This is a genomic window from Hominimerdicola alba 8, assembly GCF_000178155.2.
Taxonomy (GTDB): domain Bacteria; phylum Bacillota; class Clostridia; order Oscillospirales; family Ruminococcaceae; genus Hominimerdicola; species Hominimerdicola alba_C.
On sequence record NZ_ADKM02000094.1, the window covers coordinates 27,713 to 42,811 of the forward strand.

The window sequence follows — 15,099 nt, forward strand, 5'->3', positions numbered from 1 at the left end:
TTGAGATCAGCCGCAGGTGAGGGCGGCTGTATCCCTTACTGCGGTGCGGTGAATGATGCCGCTACCCAGTCTTCTTTTTCTCTGATCTCGTTAAGTTCAAAGCCCTGTTCCTTTATCTTGTCGAGGACTTCGTCCTTGCGCATATCTATTATGCCCGAAACTATCAGTCTGCCGCCGGGCTTTAAGAAGCCTGCGAACAGCCCGCTCATACCGATGAGCACATCTGCCACGATGTTAGCGCAAAGCAGGTCATAGCCTCCGCCGATCTCTTTGACGAGTTCGGTGTCATCGATGACATTGCCGCAGACGGCGCGGTATTTTTCAGCGGGGATATGGTTCTTCTCGGCATTCTCGCCCGCTATTTTCACTGAATTTGCATCGATATCAACTGCAACGCAGTCACCCGCACCGAGAAGCACAGCACCTATAGAAAGTATACCGCTGCCGCAGCCCAGATCAAGCACGCGGCCGCCGTCTTTCAGGTATTTCTCAACAAGTTCAAGGCAAAGCTGAGTTGTATTGTGCTGACCTGTACCGAAGCTGGACGCGGGGTCTATCTCCAGTATCTTTCTGGTTTCGCCCTCGCTTACTTCCTCCCAGCTGGGTTTGATGAGCAGTTTATCGCCTATCTCCAGCGGTTTGAAATACTGTTTCCAGTTATTCGCCCAGTCCTCTTCACGGACATTTTTCAGTTCGTACTCAAGTCTGCCGAACTGATCTTCGGCATCGCGCTGTTTCAGGGCTTTCAGTTCAGCCTTGACAGCTTCGAGGTAGTCAAGCCCCTGTGCATTTTCGGGCAGATAAGCTGTAACGGTAGTTTCGCAGTTTTTCAGACCCATCAGGTCATCATCAATATAATCCCAGTTTACACTTTTATCGTTGAGAAATTCCTCGAAATCTGCGGCATCTTTGATGACAAATCCGTTGATGCCCAGCCCCAGCAGACACCCTGTTACAGGTTCAATACCCTCAGAAGTTGTAAAAATATCGACTTCGACCCAATTCATAGCAATTTCCTTTCAGTGACTTAAAATAATTATCAAAAATCAATAATCACCTTTTTCATTATACCACACTTTACACAATTTGTAAAGTGATTTCACATAATTTTCATAGATATCTAAATTTTCTTCTATCAAGGTGCGAAATTTTGCGGGCGGGTGGGAGGGGAGCGCGAAACCTAAAGAGAACATCAGCTCGCTGAAATATAGCGATTCGCCTTAAAATTCAGACAAAATCCGGTCACAAAACCCATAGATCCGAGCTTTAGCGACCGGATTTTGTGAATTTAAAAAAGTTGGATCGCTATAATCTTTAACGGACATCGCAAAGTACGGGAGCTTTTTGGGACGGCAGATACGTATATTCTGGTTGCAGATCTCCTGCTTTTGATATGATGCACAATTTATGCGGCAAATGATTTGAGATGGCAGTGTGATTTTCACAAAGATGATAAATTTCCAGAAAACCTATTGACAAGATAGGAAAAATATGATATCATTAGACCATCGAAAGAAACCTAGTTAACAACTAGGAAAAGTAAGATAAGAAAGCGGGCGAGGAAAATGAGGTCTGTAAACCGTAATATTAAAGTTTCGCCCCACCTGCGAATGTGCGGGCGGGAATGACTGAACGACGATAAGTTTTGATAATACGAACGCCTTGAACGGCAGAATGATATACATAATATAAGAAATGAGGAATTTACAATGAGTAACATAAATGAAAGAGCACTTAAGTTTGAAACCAGACAGCTTCACGTAGGTCAGGAGAACCCCGACCCCGTCACCGATGCAAGAGCTGTGCCTATCTATCTGACTTCAAGCTATGTTTTCCACAACTCCGAGCATGCGGCTGACAGATTCGGTCTGAGAGATGCGGGCAACATCTACGGCAGACTCACCAATCCCACACAGGGCATCTTTGAAGAGAGGATAGCTTCCCTTGAGGGCGGCGTGGCTGCTCTGGCAGTTTCTTCGGGTGCGGCGGCTCTGACTTACGCTATACAGGGCGTTGCTCATGCAGGTGACCATATCGTTGCCGCAAAGAACATCTACGGCGGTACTTATAATCTGCTTAAGCACACACTTCCCGCTTACGGCATTGAAACAACTTTCGTTGACCCATTTGACTACGATGCTATCGAAGCCGCAATTCAGGATAACACTAAGGCTATCGAGATAGAAACTCTCGGCAACCCCAATTCTGAAGTGGTTGACATCGAACGCATTGCTGAGATCGCTCATGCGCACAAGATACCTCTTATTGTTGACAACACTTTCGCGACCCCGTATCTGGTAAGACCGATCGAGCATGGTGCAGATATCGTAGTTCATTCGGCTACCAAGTTCATCGGAGGTCACGGCACTACCATCGGCGGCGTGATCGTTGACAGCGGCAAGTTCGACTGGGAGGGCGCAAACAAGCACCCATGGCTGTATGAACCAAATGTAAGCTATCACGGTGTCAGCTTCACAAAGGCAGTCGGCGCGGCGGCTTATGTTACCTATATCAGGGCTATCCTGCTGAGAGATACAGGCTCGACACTTTCTCCTGTACACGCTTTCATTTTCTTACAGGGTCTTGAAACTCTGTCGCTGAGAGTTGAGCGCCATGTTGAGAATGCGCTGAAAGTCGTTCAGTTCCTGAAAGACCAGCCTCAGGTAGAAAAGGTAAATCACCCCTCCATCTCGGCTGACCCTGTTCAGCAGGAACTCTACAAGAAGTATTTCCCCAACGGCGGCGGCTCTATCTTCACCTTTGAGATAAAGGGCGGTGCGGCAGAGGCACAGAAGTTCATCGACAATCTCCAGCTGTTCAGCCTGCTGGCTAACGTTGCTGATGTCAAGTCGCTGGCGATACACCCCGCTTCCACCACACACTCAGAGTGCAACGAGGAAGAACTGCTGGATCAGGGCATCAAGTCCAACACCATCAGACTGTCCATCGGCACAGAGCATATCGATGATATCATCGAAGATCTTGCAGAAGCATTCAAGGCTCTTTAAGAACAAGTGCGTGTTCTGAAAAAGAGATAGCATAACAAAAAAATTATATACCTTCTTATAAATAAAAACCGCCGTGATGCCGCGAAAAGAGCAGTTTCGCGGTCGGCGGTAAACAGAATAATATTGATCTTTCCATAGGTCGTTAGACGATACATACCTTCTTATAATCACCGCCGCGTTTTGCCATAGTAACGCGGCGGTATTATTGTTGGCTGAAAATTTAGCGTACAGATATCATGCGCCTGTGACAGAGATCAGGTTTTGTCATATTATTGCACCTCTGAAAAATGGTTGTGTATCGTTATGTGCAGAGGGCGGGGGGACAGACCTCGCAGGTGGAGAAAAATAAAAGCCGCAGTATTTACATCGGAAATACTGCGGCTTTTGGTATAAAGATCTTTATCAGCCGGGGCGTTGGCTTATTTCTGCCTGTATGTGGAGAGAAAATCTTTCATCTCAGCCATTGACAGCTTGAGCTGGTCGATGTTGGGCAGGTAGACTATCCTGAAATGGTCGGGCTGTTCCCAGTGGAAGCCGCCGCCTGCTACCAGAAGTATCTTTTTTGTTCTCAGCAGGTCGAGCACGAACTGTTCATCGCTGGTGATGTTGAATTTCTTTGCATCTATCTTCGGGAAGATGTAGAACGCCGCTTTCGGCTTGACTGCGCTGATGCCGTCAATGTCGTTGAGCAGAGTATAGATGCACTCGCGCTGTTCGTAGATGCGTCCGCCGGGAAGAAGTTCCTTATCGGGCGAACCTGTTCCTGACAGTGCCGCAGGTATCACATACTGTGCCTGAACGTTTGAGCACAGGCGCATGGAGGACAGCATGTTAAGACCCTCGATATAGCCGCCCATATTGGACTTATTGCCGCTCAGCACCATCCAGCCTGCGCGGAAGCCCGCAGACATGTGCGACTTGGATATGCCGTTGAATGTTATGCAGAAAAGTTCGGGGTCGATGGAAGCGATGGAGGTGTGTTCAACGCCGTCCATCAGCAGGCGATCATATATCTCGTCTGCAAACACGATAAGTTCGTGCTTTTTCGCCATAGCCGCTATCTTTTCCAGCACCTCGCGCGGGTATACCGCACCTGTGGGGTTGTTGGGGTTGATTATAACGACTGCCTTGGTCTTGTCGGTTATCTTTGACTCCATATCCGCGATATCGGGGAACCATTCCGACTGTTCATCACAGATGTAGTGAACGGCTGTGCCGCCCGCAAGGGTAACGGAAGCTGTCCAAAGCGGATAATCGGGTGCGGGCACGAGTACTTCATCGCCGTTGTCGAGAAGACCCTGCATGACCATAGTGATAAGTTCGGAAACGCCGTTGCCTGTGTAAATATCATCAACAGACGCAACGTTTACGCCCTTTCCGCGATGATATTTAAGAATGGCTTCACGCGCCTGCACTATGCCCTTTGAGGTGGAGTAGCCCTGTGCGTTGTGCAGATTATCGGTCATAGCCTTGATTATCTCAGGCGGCGCATCAAAATCAAAAGGTGCGGGGTTGCCGATGTTCAGCTTGAGTATCTTCTCGCCCGCCGCTATCATTCTGTCAGCTTCGTCCATTACAGGACCGCGTATATCGTAGCAGACATTGTCCAGCTTGTGTGATTTTGAAAATGTTCTCATGTCATTTTACCTTCTTCATATAGAATTTGTCTATCTCGGTCTTATGTTTCACAGCCCCGATAAATGTCAGGGTCAAAATACTTACTGCCCTTTGGCGGACAGAGATCGCTGAGGGTCATGCCATATTTCGGGACGAAGCTGTCAAGCGCTTCTTCGATGGTATCGTAAGCGGTGACGATCTCGGTGCTTTCAAGTTCATGCTCGTAATACGTATCCACATCGAACTCATCGGAAAATACTATGTATCTGCCGCCGACCTTCTGCGCAGCGAAGATGAATGCGATACAGGCACCGCCTGTTTCTGCATACTTCCTTACGCCAAGCTGTCTGCCATTTTCGATCAATGTTATGATCCGTGATATTTCCGTAACGACCTCACCCCGACTGACAGCAGTACCCTTGCTGTCAAAGCACTTTAAACTACATTGTACCACCATTTACCGACATTGTCAATAACGCCAGCGCCGAATAACCTGCTTTGCCCATTTATTCCTTTAAACAAATTGTACAACTTTTATATCAAATATTAATTGCCGGGATTTTTGCAATCGGAAACTTTGAAAATTGCAAAAGCGGATAATTATGACTCTGAAAATCAGCTTTCGTTCGGCAAAACGAATTTAAAAGAGGATTTTTATTCAAAATCGCTAAAAAAACGCTTCCAAAATTTATATATTGTTTATGGGCGGGGTCTTGACAATCGGGCTATAAAGTAATATAATTATAGTATTGATTTTATTTATTTTAATTAATGGAGGTTATCACAATGGGCAGAGTTTATAATTTCAGCGCAGGTCCTGCTGTTCTTCCGGAGGAAGTTCTTAAGGAAGCTGCTGAGGAAATGCTCGATTACAAGGGCACAGGCATGAGCGTAATGGAGATGTCCCACAGATCCAAGGCTTATGACGAGATCATCAAGGAAGCTGAGAAGGATCTCCGCGACCTGATGGGCATCCCCGACAACTATAAGGTAATATTCAGACAGGGCGGCGCATCTCTGCAGTTTGCAGAAGTTCCTATGAACCTGATGAAGAACGGCAAGGCTGCTTACATCATCACCGGTCAGTGGGCAAAGAAGGCTGCTGCTGAGGCTGAGAAGTACGGCGAGGTAGTAAGAGTTGCTTCTTCTGCTGACAAGACTTTCTCTTATATCCCTGATTGCTCCGATCTGGACATTCCTGAGGATGCAGACTATGTTTACATCTGCGAGAACAACACTATCTACGGCACCAAGTACAAGACACTGCCCAACACCAAGGGTCACATTCTGGTAGCTGACGTTTCCAGCTGCTTCCTGAGCGAGCCTATCGACGTAAGCAAGTACGGCGTTGTATACGGCGGCGTTCAGAAGAACGTTGGTCCTGCGGGCGTACAGATCGTTATCGTAAGAGAAGACCTGATCGCTGACGGTCCCGCATTCAAGCAGTGCCCGACCATGATGGACTGGAAGATACAGGCTGACAATGACTCTCTGTATAACACTCCTCCCTGCTACGGCATCTACATCTGCGGCAAGGTATTCAAGTGGATCAAGAAAATGGGCGGTCTTGAGGGCATGAAGGCTCACAACGAGAAGAAGGCTAAGATACTGTATGATTTCCTCGACAGCAGCAAGCTGTTCAAGGGTACTGTTGTTCCCGAGGACAGATCTCTGATGAACGTTCCTTTCGTAACAGGCAACGAGGAGCTGGACAAGAAGTTCGTAGCTGAGGCTAAGGCAGCAGGCTTCGAGAACCTGAAAGGTCACAGAACTGTTGGCGGTATGAGAGCTTCCATCTACAATGCAATGCCTATCGAGGGCGTTGAGAAGCTGGTTGCTTTCATGAAGAAGTTCGAGGAAGAGAACGCTTGACAGAAAGATAATTCCGGAGGGGCGAAAGATGGCGGAGTCTGATAAGGTAGTTGAGGAAAAGGTAGTTGAGGAAGTAAAGCCTGACGGTACAAAGACCACGACTACAACGAAAAAATTAGGATCTGCCGGCGGCGGTGCTGCCTACTCCTTCGGTACATGCCTGGCTATCGTGATAAGCTATGTCAAGTGGAAGTCCATTGGCTGGGCGATATTTCACGGTTTTCTCAGCTGGGTATATGTTATCTATTATGCGATAAAATACTGAAAATAAGCGATAGCGCAGGGCGGGAACGGTCTGCGCTGTTGCCGATTTAAAAGGAGTATCTTTTTACTCCTGCAAGCGAAATGCTTGTATAATATTTTTACAGAAAAGGAATGATCTCAATGTACAATATTCTGACAATGAATAAGATCGCAGCATGCGGAACCGATAAGTTCGACAAGGCTGCTTACACCATAACCGATGAATGCGCTGAGCCTACCGCTATAATGGTACGTTCAGCTAAGCTGCACGACTACGAGATGCCCGCTTCTCTGCTGGCTATCGCGAGAGCAGGTGCAGGTGTCAACAATATCCCTGTTGACAAGTGCGCTGAGCAGGGCATTGTTGTTTTCAACACTCCCGGTGCTAACGCAAACGCTGTTAAGGAACTGGTCATCTGCGCACTGCTGCTGTCCTCCAGAAGAATAACCGAGGCTGCTGCATGGGCTAACTCCCTGAAAGGCACTGAGGACGCTCCCAAGACTGTTGAGGGCGGCAAGGCTAAGTTCGCAGGTCCTGAGATCTTCGGCAAGACACTGGGCGTTATCGGTCTGGGTGCTATCGGCGGCAAGGTAGCAAACGCTGCTGTTGCACTGGGCATGAACGTTATCGGTTTTGACCCGTTCCTGTCTGAGGCTGCTGCTAAGGCTCTTGACTCTTCCGTTAAGGTAGTTGACAGCAAGGACGAGATCTACAAGAACTCCGATTACATCACTCTGCACGTTCCTTTCACTCCTGATGCAAAGAACAGCATCAGCAAGGAGCAGATCGCTATGATGAAGGACGGCGTTCGCATCATCAACGCTGCAAGAGGCGAACTGGTAGACACCGCTGCTGTTGTTGAGGCTATCAAGGCAGGCAAGGTAGCTAAGTATGTTACCGACTTCGCTGATGATATTGGTCTGGGCGAGGAGAACGTTATCACTCTGCCTCATCTGGGCGCTTCTACCCCTGAGAGCGAGGACAACTGCGCTATCATGGCTGCTGACGAACTGATGGACTACATCGAGAGAGGTAAGATCAGAAACTCTGTTACTTTCCCGAACCTGGAACTGGCTAAGACTGCCGATCAGCTGGTTTGCGTACTGCACAAGGCTGAGGTAACTGAGGACGCTGTTAAGGCTGCTGTCGGTGCTGATGTTGTTGCAAGCGCTTCCGCTACAAAGAAGGCTTGGGGCTACACTCTGCTGGACGTTAAGGGCAGTGCGAACGTTGACGCTGTAAAGGCTGTTGCGGGCGTTGTAGGCGTAAGAGTTATATAAGATATCGACCTGAAAATTTCTGCACAAGGGAGGTTAGACCCATGAATGTAATTTCACTGATACTGCTTATCGGTATACCGATGGCGGTGATGCAGGCTCTGTACAGGCTGTATGACCCTCAGGGCGATAAGACTATCGCGCTTTCGGAAAAGCTGCCCGTACTCATGGGCAGGAAATTCCTGATGCAGATAGTAACTCCGCTGTTGTTCATAGTGGTGTTCGGCGTGATATCGGTGCTGCTGCATATACCGATAGCGGTATTTTACGTGGTATGCGGTGTTGTGCTGGGCGTGATAAACGGCATGGCGGTAACGCTGATGTACTTTGGCGACAGGACAAGATAAAAAAATCAGGGCTGTCTTTGGGGACAGCCCTGATTTTTTTGATATTTTGATCCGTTCAAAATGCACTTGTTCATTCGGTTGGGGAGGACGGGTGTGCGGGGGTCATCGTGGAGTAATTCAAATTGAAGTTTTCGGCATTTACCGTTTTATCGGCATCGCCGTCTGTGCTGATGACAGTGCCGTCAGCTACACATAAAATATTGCCAAAATTCTCGCCTCTGTTCCACGATACCATCGCTATGGGCGTGCTGTTCCTCAAGGCTTCTGTATAGCACGCTTCAAGACCTGTTGCTGTGCCGTTGGCAGGTTCGCCGTCAGCTATTATCTGCATACCTATTACTTCTTCGCTGTCTTTATCGATGATGAAAACAGCATATGTTTCGGTGGGAGTTACCTGCGCGGCATCTTCTGTTTCGTAGAAAACAAATGGGTCGCTGTACCATACCGAATCTGAGGATATCTCTTTGCCGCTGCCCGTGAATGTAAACCCGTCATCGGTTTTCACAAAGAGATTGCGATCCATGTAGTCAAGAGTTTTTGTGAACGCTTCATCATCAAGTGCGGCAGGTCCATTGACAGCAGTTTCCTCAGATGATATGTCTGCATCAGAAGACTCGGAAGAGTCCGATACTTCGGCAGTTGAAGAAACATCGGAAGATGATGAAACATCGGAAGATGATGAAACATCGGAAGATGATGAAACGGCGTTTTGATTTGCAGGTTCTTCCGTACTGCCGCAGGCAGTCATCGGAAGTGAAAGCATTACAGCGAAAATGATATAAAACAGCTTATTTTTCATGTTATCACCTCATCTGAAAACTATTACCATCATATAAAAAGAGTCCCGTGAATGTATTTCACTTTATGAATATCCCTTTAGCACACTATAGCAATCCGCCTTAAAATTCAGACAAAATCCAGTCACAAAACCCATAAATCCTAGCTTTTGCGACTGGATTTTGTGAATTTAAACAGTTGGATTGCTATAGCTGAAAATGCTGTAAACAAAAGGATAATTGAGCACCATACGCCAACCACCTTAAGTTCTGCAAAACCGCCGTTTTTGTGGTGTGTCAGCGGGATAACCACGTTTCACTTTATGAGCGTAAAGACATTTCCGAAAAGTTCTTTACGGTGTACCTGTATATACTATAGCACATTATTTGTAAAATGTAAATAATGTGTTATTTACAAAAAAAGCGCTTATTTTTTGTAACATTTGGCAGAGGTGATAGGTGCGTTGAAAAATATCTGTCCGTATTATCGAACCGAACCAGACCTAAAATGCGCAGATAATAAAAAAATTCAAAGATTTTTGTAGTTTGTCATTCAATTATCACATTGGCGGGTATAATAGAATTACATCAAGGAATTTTCGGCATGTAAAGGCAGGAGGAAACGTTCAGTGAATGATTACAACGGCGGTTACCGCCCTTATAATAACGGGCAGTCGCCTTATAACACGCAGGAACAGCCCTATATTAACAGAGAACAGCCCTATGTGAACCGTGAATACGAACAGGGCTACTACAACCCGCAGGGTGTTACTAATGAATATTCCTATCAGCCCCATGCCAAAAAAAGTTCGGCAGGAAAGAAGATACTGACCGCTTTTCTGGCTGTGCTGGGCGTGGCGGCTATCGGGGTGACTTCGATCGTGGGCTACAAACTGGTCACGGGGAAAAATGACCCCGAACCCGCAGGCAGACAGGATAAGTCTGCAAACGGTGTGGTCAAAACAGATGATGATAGTTCAAAGGTCGAAAATGCCATTGACAGGAGCAATCTGCCGACTCTTGAACAGCTTGCCGCACCTGCTGATGCGATGCCGATACCCGATATCATCGAGAAGATGTCGCCTTCGGTGGTGGGCATAAGCTGTATCACAAACAAGGGCATAGCCACAGGTTCGGGCATTGTGTTGAGTGAGGACGGCTATATCATCACCAACGCGCACGTTATAAAGGACGCACAGTCGATATCGGTGGTGCTTCCGCCTTATTACGGTGAAGAGGGCGACACTCAGGATCAGCTGACTTTTACCGCGACTAATGTTGGCAAGGACACCCAGACGGATCTCGCAGTGCTGAAAATAGAATACGATGGTCTGCAAAAGGCTGAGATAGGTAAATCTGCCGATGTGCAGGTGGGTGAGTTGGCGATAGTAATAGGCAACCCGCTGGGACTTGACCTTGCAAATACTGCAACTTCGGGCATAATCTCCGCTAAGGACAGAACTATAACTGTTGAGGATATAACCATGAAGGTCTTCCAGACCGATGCTTCGATAAACGGCGGCAACTCAGGCGGTGCGCTGATAAACGCATACGGTCAGGTGGTGGGCATAACCTCTGCAAAGGTGGCTTCGGCTGAGGTCGAAGGTCTGGGCTTTGCGATACCCATTGATGACGCGCTCCCGATAGTGAGCGACCTGATGGCTTACGGCTATGTAACAGGCAGACCCAGTCTTGGCATAACAGGTGCAGATGTTACGGCGGCTTATTCAAGCTACTACGGCATACCGCAGGGCTTCCTTGTAAGGACTGTCACTCCTGACAGCGGTGCTGAGAAGGCGGGCATTCAGGAGAACGACATTATTATAGCCATAGATGACACCATCGTAAACGGCATAGTCCAGCTGAATGCTGTTAAAAACGAGCATGCTCCCGGTGACACGGTAACGCTGACAGTCTACCGCAACCGCAAAAAGCTGGATGTTGAGGTAGTGCTTGACGAGTCCACAGGCGAAACTGTTTCACAAGAAGAACAGCCTGCTGAAGACAACGGCTATGACAGATACAACGATTATGATTACTACTATGACCCCTTCAATTTCTTCGGGGGATTTTAACTAAGCATTCTTCTAATCATTTTTTCATATTCTTTACTTCCGGGAAAGAGCCGCACAAAAACGTGCGGCTCTTTTCTTCTGTGTTTATTTCTGAGTTTTGCCTGTCAGCTTTTCGGCGTACCTTGCGGAATAGAAATTCGTGCCGACCATTTCAGCGCCTTTATCAAGTGCGTTAAAGGCATCGCCCAGCTTGTCATAAGCGAAAATGACAGGCTTCATGCCCTTGCTTTTCAGCATTTCGGCGGTGCTGTCATCAAATGTCTTTGAAAGCATGGATATCAGCGTAATGCTGTATTTTTCGCATATCTCCAGCGCTTTTGCCTGCTTTTCTGCGCGTTCTTCGGGTATGTCGCTGTCGGGCAGGAAATACATGAGTTCACAGGGGCATTTCTGCTTTTTCCACAGTTTTATATCACCCTCGCGCTGTAGCCTGATGTATGAGCGCTTTTTGCTCAGACCTGTTTTTTTCAGTATCTCAGCGATGTCTGCGAACATCTTCTCTTTCAGGTCGGCAGGCGGCAGACCCACATCAATTATCACTTTAGCGCCCTGATAGCCCGCTATGAGTCCTGCTATCTCTTCAAAACTGCCCATAGTGAAAGCACCGTCAAGGCGGCTTTGTCTGAGGACTTGCGCGGGCAGTTCCTTTCTGGGGTAGTCTTTGGCAGAAAGCCCCAGCAGTTTCAGGTTTTTCTCCGTCCAGCCGTTTATGCAGACAGGTGTGCCGTCCTCAGAGGCACGGACATCGGCTTCAAACAGCAGACAGCCCTCTTCAAGGCGGTTTGACAGTTCATCGGGGCTGTTGGGGGCTTTGTAGCGGTGCTGTATGCCGCCCAGACCAACCTCAAAAAGCTGACCCTTGTCGGGGGTTTTGCAGGTGATGTTCCTGTTATCGGCATATTTTTCGAGAAATCTTTCAAGTTCTTTATAAACGCTTCTGCGCTTCATCTCGGATACGTGTGGAGCGCCTTTTTTTATGGCTCTCATCAGGGCATCTACCAGATTTTCGGCGCTGATATCATCGGCTGATATGAAGCGTTCGGGTCTGCCTGTTTTTTTGCCCCAGAAAGACAGCTTGTCGTTCCAGACAAGCCCCACACATGGGATACCCAGAGAATAGGCGGTTATGCAGGCGTGCATGCGGGTGGCGATCATAGCCGAAAAGTCGCTGATATTGCGTACCAGCTGTTTTGCACCCATCGGAGCGGGCAGTTTTTCGCCTCTGCCAAGACGCGCCATCAGTTTATCAGCGAATGCTTCGTCAGCCAGTGCGCCGTTGGTGAACACCCTCCATTCAAGACCCTTTTCGTCAAGGCGCTTCGCCACATCAGCCCAGAGGTCAAGCATGAACTCTTCGCCCATATCTTCTCTGCCGTAATCGGGGAAAAGTTCGCCGCGTGCCACATTCAGCCCGATGACTTCTTCATCGCCGTTTTCGTAGCCGTAAAGCCGCCCTGCCCACACTGCGGGGTCGAAAACGCCCTTTACCCGCAGGTCTTTGCGCTGAACGTACTTTTCTTTTAACAGCTTAAGGTCATCACGCACAGTCACACCCTTGACACAGGGGGAGTTGAGTGCATCTCTCAGCATGGTACAGCGCTCGTCACTGTCGTCAAAGCCCTCAACGCCCACCGCGTTCATAAAGACGGGTATACCATGTTTTTCGGCTTCGCTGATGATGTCACACACATGCGGATAGAATTTCTCCTGTCTGAATTTTACAAGCCCTCCGCCTGCGAACACCACCGCATCGGCAAACTGTATCTGCCACAGGTCGCCGCAGTCTATTTTGTAGCGCAGTATGCTGCTGCCGCTGTCACGACCCAGTGCCCGCCTTATAAGATAGTCGGTGCAGTCAGCTATTATGGTGTCGCCGTAATTTCTGTTGACTATGCAGACAAGCAGTATTTTCAGCCCTTTTTTCTTCATATCATATACCCTCTTTCTCGATATAATACATGATACCATAAAACGGGAAAAAGGTCAATGCCTGCGGCGGGGAAAGATATCCGCCAACCACTTTAAGTTCTGCTATAGCAATCCAACTTTTTAAATTCACAAAATCCAGTCGCAAAAGCTGGGATTTATGGGTTTTGTGACTGGATTTTGTCTGAATTTTAAGGCGGATTGCTATAGATCGCTGTTTTTTGTGGTGTGTCAGCGGGATAACCATGTTAAAAAATGATTTTCTTGCATGAAAAGTCATTGGTCGGGCATAAAGTCAGTCAAGCTGTTGCCGATATATCTCAGCAGTTTGCTGACCTGACCCGCGCTGTTGAATGCTGACGGCGAGAACCTCACTGCTCCGCGCCTGCCTGTGCCAAGACTTTCGTGCGCCAGTGCGGCGCAGTGCATTCCGCCGCGCAGTGCAAAGCCGCCTTTATTGAGGGCAGAAGCAGTTTCTTCGGAAGTTCTGCCCTTTAAGTTGAAAGCGACTATCGGCACACGGTCACAGCCGATATCATAGACCTCAGCGCCCAGCTTTTTCAGACCGTCCTCAAACATTTTGCAAAGCGACTGTTCGTGGCGGCGGATATTGCCGATGCCGTGCTTTTTTACAAAATCTATGCCCGCGCCAAGACCTATCAGCCCCGCAGTGTTGAGAGTGCCGCTCTCCAGCTTTTCGGGCATGTGGGGAGTTTGTGTCAGTTCGCCCGAAGTTGCACCTGTGCCGCCCTCGATTATGGTAGAAAGAGCGAATTCACCACTGCTTATCAGCAGACCTGTTCCTGTGGGACCATACAGACCTTTCTGCCCCGATGTGCAGATAAAGCTGATGCCGTCCTTTATGCTGACGGGAAGCACGCCCGCCGCCTGTGCGCAGTCGCATACAAAGGCTATGCCGCGCTGTCTGCACAGTTCGCCTATCTCATGGTATGGCATTATGCGTCCTGTCACGTTAGATGCCGCCATACAGCAGACACACAGCGTATCACGTCTTATCAGCCGCCTGATGCCCTCGATTGTGCGCTGGACATCATCGGGGTATATCTCGCAGACCGAACATTTCACGCCGTTATTTCTGGTCAGCGCGTATACGGGGCGGCTTGCGGAATTGTGTTCCCAACCGCTGATGATGATGTGTCCGCCGAACTGCATCAGCCCTTTTATCGCCATATTCAGAGCGTAGGTGCAGTTTGGCGTGAATGCCGCATTCTCGATCTCTGCCCCGAAAAACTCCGCCGCGCTTTTCCGCACAGCGTATATCCGTTCTGCCGCCGCCATTGAAAGCTGATGTCCGCCGCGCCCGGGATTGCCGCCCAATTCCCGCATGGCATAAGCTACCGCCTGCCTGACAGACTCAGGCTTTGGGTGAGTGCCCGCCGAGTTGTCAAAATTCACAGTGTTCTTCTTTTCCATGCTGACCTCCTAAAGCCTGTATATCCCCTTGTAGGGTATGCCTGCGCGGTCAAGCAGGGGAGTGACAAGGTCGGGGTGTACCCTTATTATGATAGAGTACCCGCACCCACTGCCTATATTCTTACGTGTCCGCTCGACATCGCACCTGTAGCCCATAGAGTTGAGGTATTCCTTTGCTTTCATGGCGTAGGTGATGCTGGACATCGTGATTATTGTCTTTTCCATAGTTATCTTCCTCTCCTTGTTTTATTAACAGGGTATGCAGTGTGGGAGAGAAGTGTGAAAATGCCCCCGACAAGTCTTCGGGGGCTTTGGGAGAATTTATGGAACAGCTATTGCAGTATGGGGATCGTACCTATAGCAATCCGCCTTAAAATTCAGACAAAATCCAGTCACAAAACCCATAAATCCCAGCTTTTGCGACTGGATTTTGTGAATTTAAAAAGTTGGATTGCTATATTTATGAAATTTTTGATCTGTTTTTCATGCTCTTGTATGTGTCGGTAACTTCCTGCCATAAAAA

At 48.3% G+C, this 15,099-nt stretch carries 13 protein-coding genes; 6 read left to right on the plus strand and 7 right to left on the minus strand.

Annotated elements, in window-relative coordinates; genetic code table 11:
* Nucleotides 1–35 precede the first annotated feature (35 nt).
* Entirely contained in the window at nt 36–1,007 is a 972-nt protein-coding gene (prmA, locus tag CUS_RS11610) for a 50S ribosomal protein L11 methyltransferase (protein WP_002850923.1), read from the minus strand.
* 702 nt (nt 1,008–1,709) lie between these two features.
* Between prmA and CUS_RS11615 the strand changes: the two genes are divergently transcribed.
* The gene (locus CUS_RS11615; protein WP_002850949.1) at nt 1,710–3,008 is read left to right on the plus strand and encodes an O-acetylhomoserine aminocarboxypropyltransferase/cysteine synthase family protein; all 1,299 of its coding nucleotides are present in this window, start codon (nt 1,710–1,712) and stop codon (nt 3,006–3,008) included.
* 419 nt (nt 3,009–3,427) lie between these two features.
* On the opposite strand, the gene CUS_RS11620 is transcribed toward CUS_RS11615, so the two are convergent.
* Both CUS_RS11620 and CUS_RS11625 read right to left on the minus strand, forming a co-directional pair.
* Nucleotides 3,428–4,645 (minus strand): pyridoxal phosphate-dependent aminotransferase, encoded by a 1,218-nt coding sequence (locus tag CUS_RS11620; RefSeq protein WP_002850965.1) that lies wholly within the window; start codon nt 4,643–4,645, stop codon nt 3,428–3,430.
* Between the two features lie 41 nt (nt 4,646–4,686).
* The gene (locus CUS_RS11625) at nt 4,687–5,082 is read right to left on the minus strand and encodes a hypothetical protein (RefSeq protein WP_157769523.1); all 396 of its coding nucleotides are present in this window, start codon (nt 5,080–5,082) and stop codon (nt 4,687–4,689) included.
* Nucleotides 5,083–5,411: 329 nt separating this feature from the next.
* On the opposite strand from CUS_RS11625, the gene serC reads away from it, so the two are divergent.
* The 4 genes from serC (at nt 5,412) to CUS_RS11645 (ending at nt 8,365) form a co-directional block, all read left to right on the plus strand.
* Nucleotides 5,412–6,497, plus strand: a complete 1,086-nt coding sequence (gene serC, locus CUS_RS11630) for a 3-phosphoserine/phosphohydroxythreonine transaminase (protein ID WP_002850951.1) — start codon at nt 5,412–5,414, stop codon at nt 6,495–6,497.
* A 28-nt stretch (nt 6,498–6,525) separates the two neighbouring features.
* On the plus strand, nt 6,526–6,762 hold the full coding sequence (locus CUS_RS11635) for a hypothetical protein (protein WP_002850921.1): 237 nt from the start codon (nt 6,526–6,528) through the stop codon (nt 6,760–6,762).
* A 119-nt stretch (nt 6,763–6,881) separates the two neighbouring features.
* Entirely contained in the window at nt 6,882–8,021 is a 1,140-nt protein-coding gene (locus CUS_RS11640) for a 3-phosphoglycerate dehydrogenase (protein WP_002850925.1), read from the plus strand.
* A gap of 41 nt (nt 8,022–8,062) precedes the next feature.
* The gene (locus tag CUS_RS11645) at nt 8,063–8,365 is read left to right on the plus strand and encodes a hypothetical protein (protein WP_002850942.1); all 303 of its coding nucleotides are present in this window, start codon (nt 8,063–8,065) and stop codon (nt 8,363–8,365) included.
* A gap of 70 nt (nt 8,366–8,435) precedes the next feature.
* On the opposite strand, the gene CUS_RS11650 is transcribed toward CUS_RS11645, so the two are convergent.
* The gene (locus CUS_RS11650) at nt 8,436–9,164 is read right to left on the minus strand and encodes a hypothetical protein (RefSeq protein ID WP_002850939.1); all 729 of its coding nucleotides are present in this window, start codon (nt 9,162–9,164) and stop codon (nt 8,436–8,438) included.
* A 606-nt stretch (nt 9,165–9,770) separates the two neighbouring features.
* Between CUS_RS11650 and CUS_RS11655 the strand changes: the two genes are divergently transcribed.
* The gene (locus tag CUS_RS11655) at nt 9,771–11,216 is read left to right on the plus strand and encodes a S1C family serine protease (RefSeq protein WP_002850915.1); all 1,446 of its coding nucleotides are present in this window, start codon (nt 9,771–9,773) and stop codon (nt 11,214–11,216) included.
* Nucleotides 11,217–11,300: 84 nt separating this feature from the next.
* Here the strand turns inward: CUS_RS11655 and CUS_RS11660 are convergent, their stop codons facing one another.
* From CUS_RS11660 to CUS_RS11675, 3 genes are all read right to left on the minus strand, one after another.
* Nucleotides 11,301–13,145 (minus strand): polysaccharide pyruvyl transferase family protein, encoded by a 1,845-nt coding sequence (locus tag CUS_RS11660; protein WP_002850903.1) that lies wholly within the window; start codon nt 13,143–13,145, stop codon nt 11,301–11,303.
* Nucleotides 13,146–13,418: 273 nt separating this feature from the next.
* A complete protein-coding gene (locus tag CUS_RS11670; protein ID WP_002850945.1) occupies nt 13,419–14,576 on the minus strand; it encodes an aminotransferase class V-fold PLP-dependent enzyme in 1,158 nt (385 codons plus the stop codon).
* Between the two features lie 9 nt (nt 14,577–14,585).
* A complete protein-coding gene (locus CUS_RS11675) occupies nt 14,586–14,801 on the minus strand; it encodes a DUF3343 domain-containing protein (protein WP_002850919.1) in 216 nt (71 codons plus the stop codon).
* Between the last annotated feature and the right edge of the window lie 298 nt (nt 14,802–15,099).

Excerpts from the sequence above, each read along its gene's own strand:
- CUS_RS11645 (WP_002850942.1), top strand. The coding sequence starts at position 8,063 with ATGAATGTAATTTCACTGATACTGCTTATCGGTATACCGATGGCGGTG.
- CUS_RS11650 (WP_002850939.1), bottom strand. The coding sequence starts at position 9,164 with ATGAAAAATAAGCTGTTTTATATCATTTTCGCTGTAATGCTTTCACTT.
- CUS_RS11640 (WP_002850925.1), top strand. The coding sequence starts at position 6,882 with ATGTACAATATTCTGACAATGAATAAGATCGCAGCATGCGGAACCGAT.
- CUS_RS11660 (WP_002850903.1), bottom strand. The coding sequence starts at position 13,145 with ATGAAGAAAAAAGGGCTGAAAATACTGCTTGTCTGCATAGTCAACAGA.
- CUS_RS11620 (WP_002850965.1), bottom strand. The coding sequence starts at position 4,645 with ATGAGAACATTTTCAAAATCACACAAGCTGGACAATGTCTGCTACGAT.
- CUS_RS11635 (WP_002850921.1), top strand. The coding sequence starts at position 6,526 with ATGGCGGAGTCTGATAAGGTAGTTGAGGAAAAGGTAGTTGAGGAAGTA.
- CUS_RS11670 (WP_002850945.1), bottom strand. The coding sequence starts at position 14,576 with ATGGAAAAGAAGAACACTGTGAATTTTGACAACTCGGCGGGCACTCAC.
- serC (WP_002850951.1), top strand. The coding sequence starts at position 5,412 with ATGGGCAGAGTTTATAATTTCAGCGCAGGTCCTGCTGTTCTTCCGGAG.
- CUS_RS11625 (WP_157769523.1), bottom strand. The coding sequence starts at position 5,082 with ATGGTGGTACAATGTAGTTTAAAGTGCTTTGACAGCAAGGGTACTGCT.
- CUS_RS11675 (WP_002850919.1), bottom strand. The coding sequence starts at position 14,801 with ATGGAAAAGACAATAATCACGATGTCCAGCATCACCTACGCCATGAAA.
- CUS_RS11615 (WP_002850949.1), top strand. The coding sequence starts at position 1,710 with ATGAGTAACATAAATGAAAGAGCACTTAAGTTTGAAACCAGACAGCTT.
- prmA (WP_002850923.1), bottom strand. The coding sequence starts at position 1,007 with ATGAATTGGGTCGAAGTCGATATTTTTACAACTTCTGAGGGTATTGAA.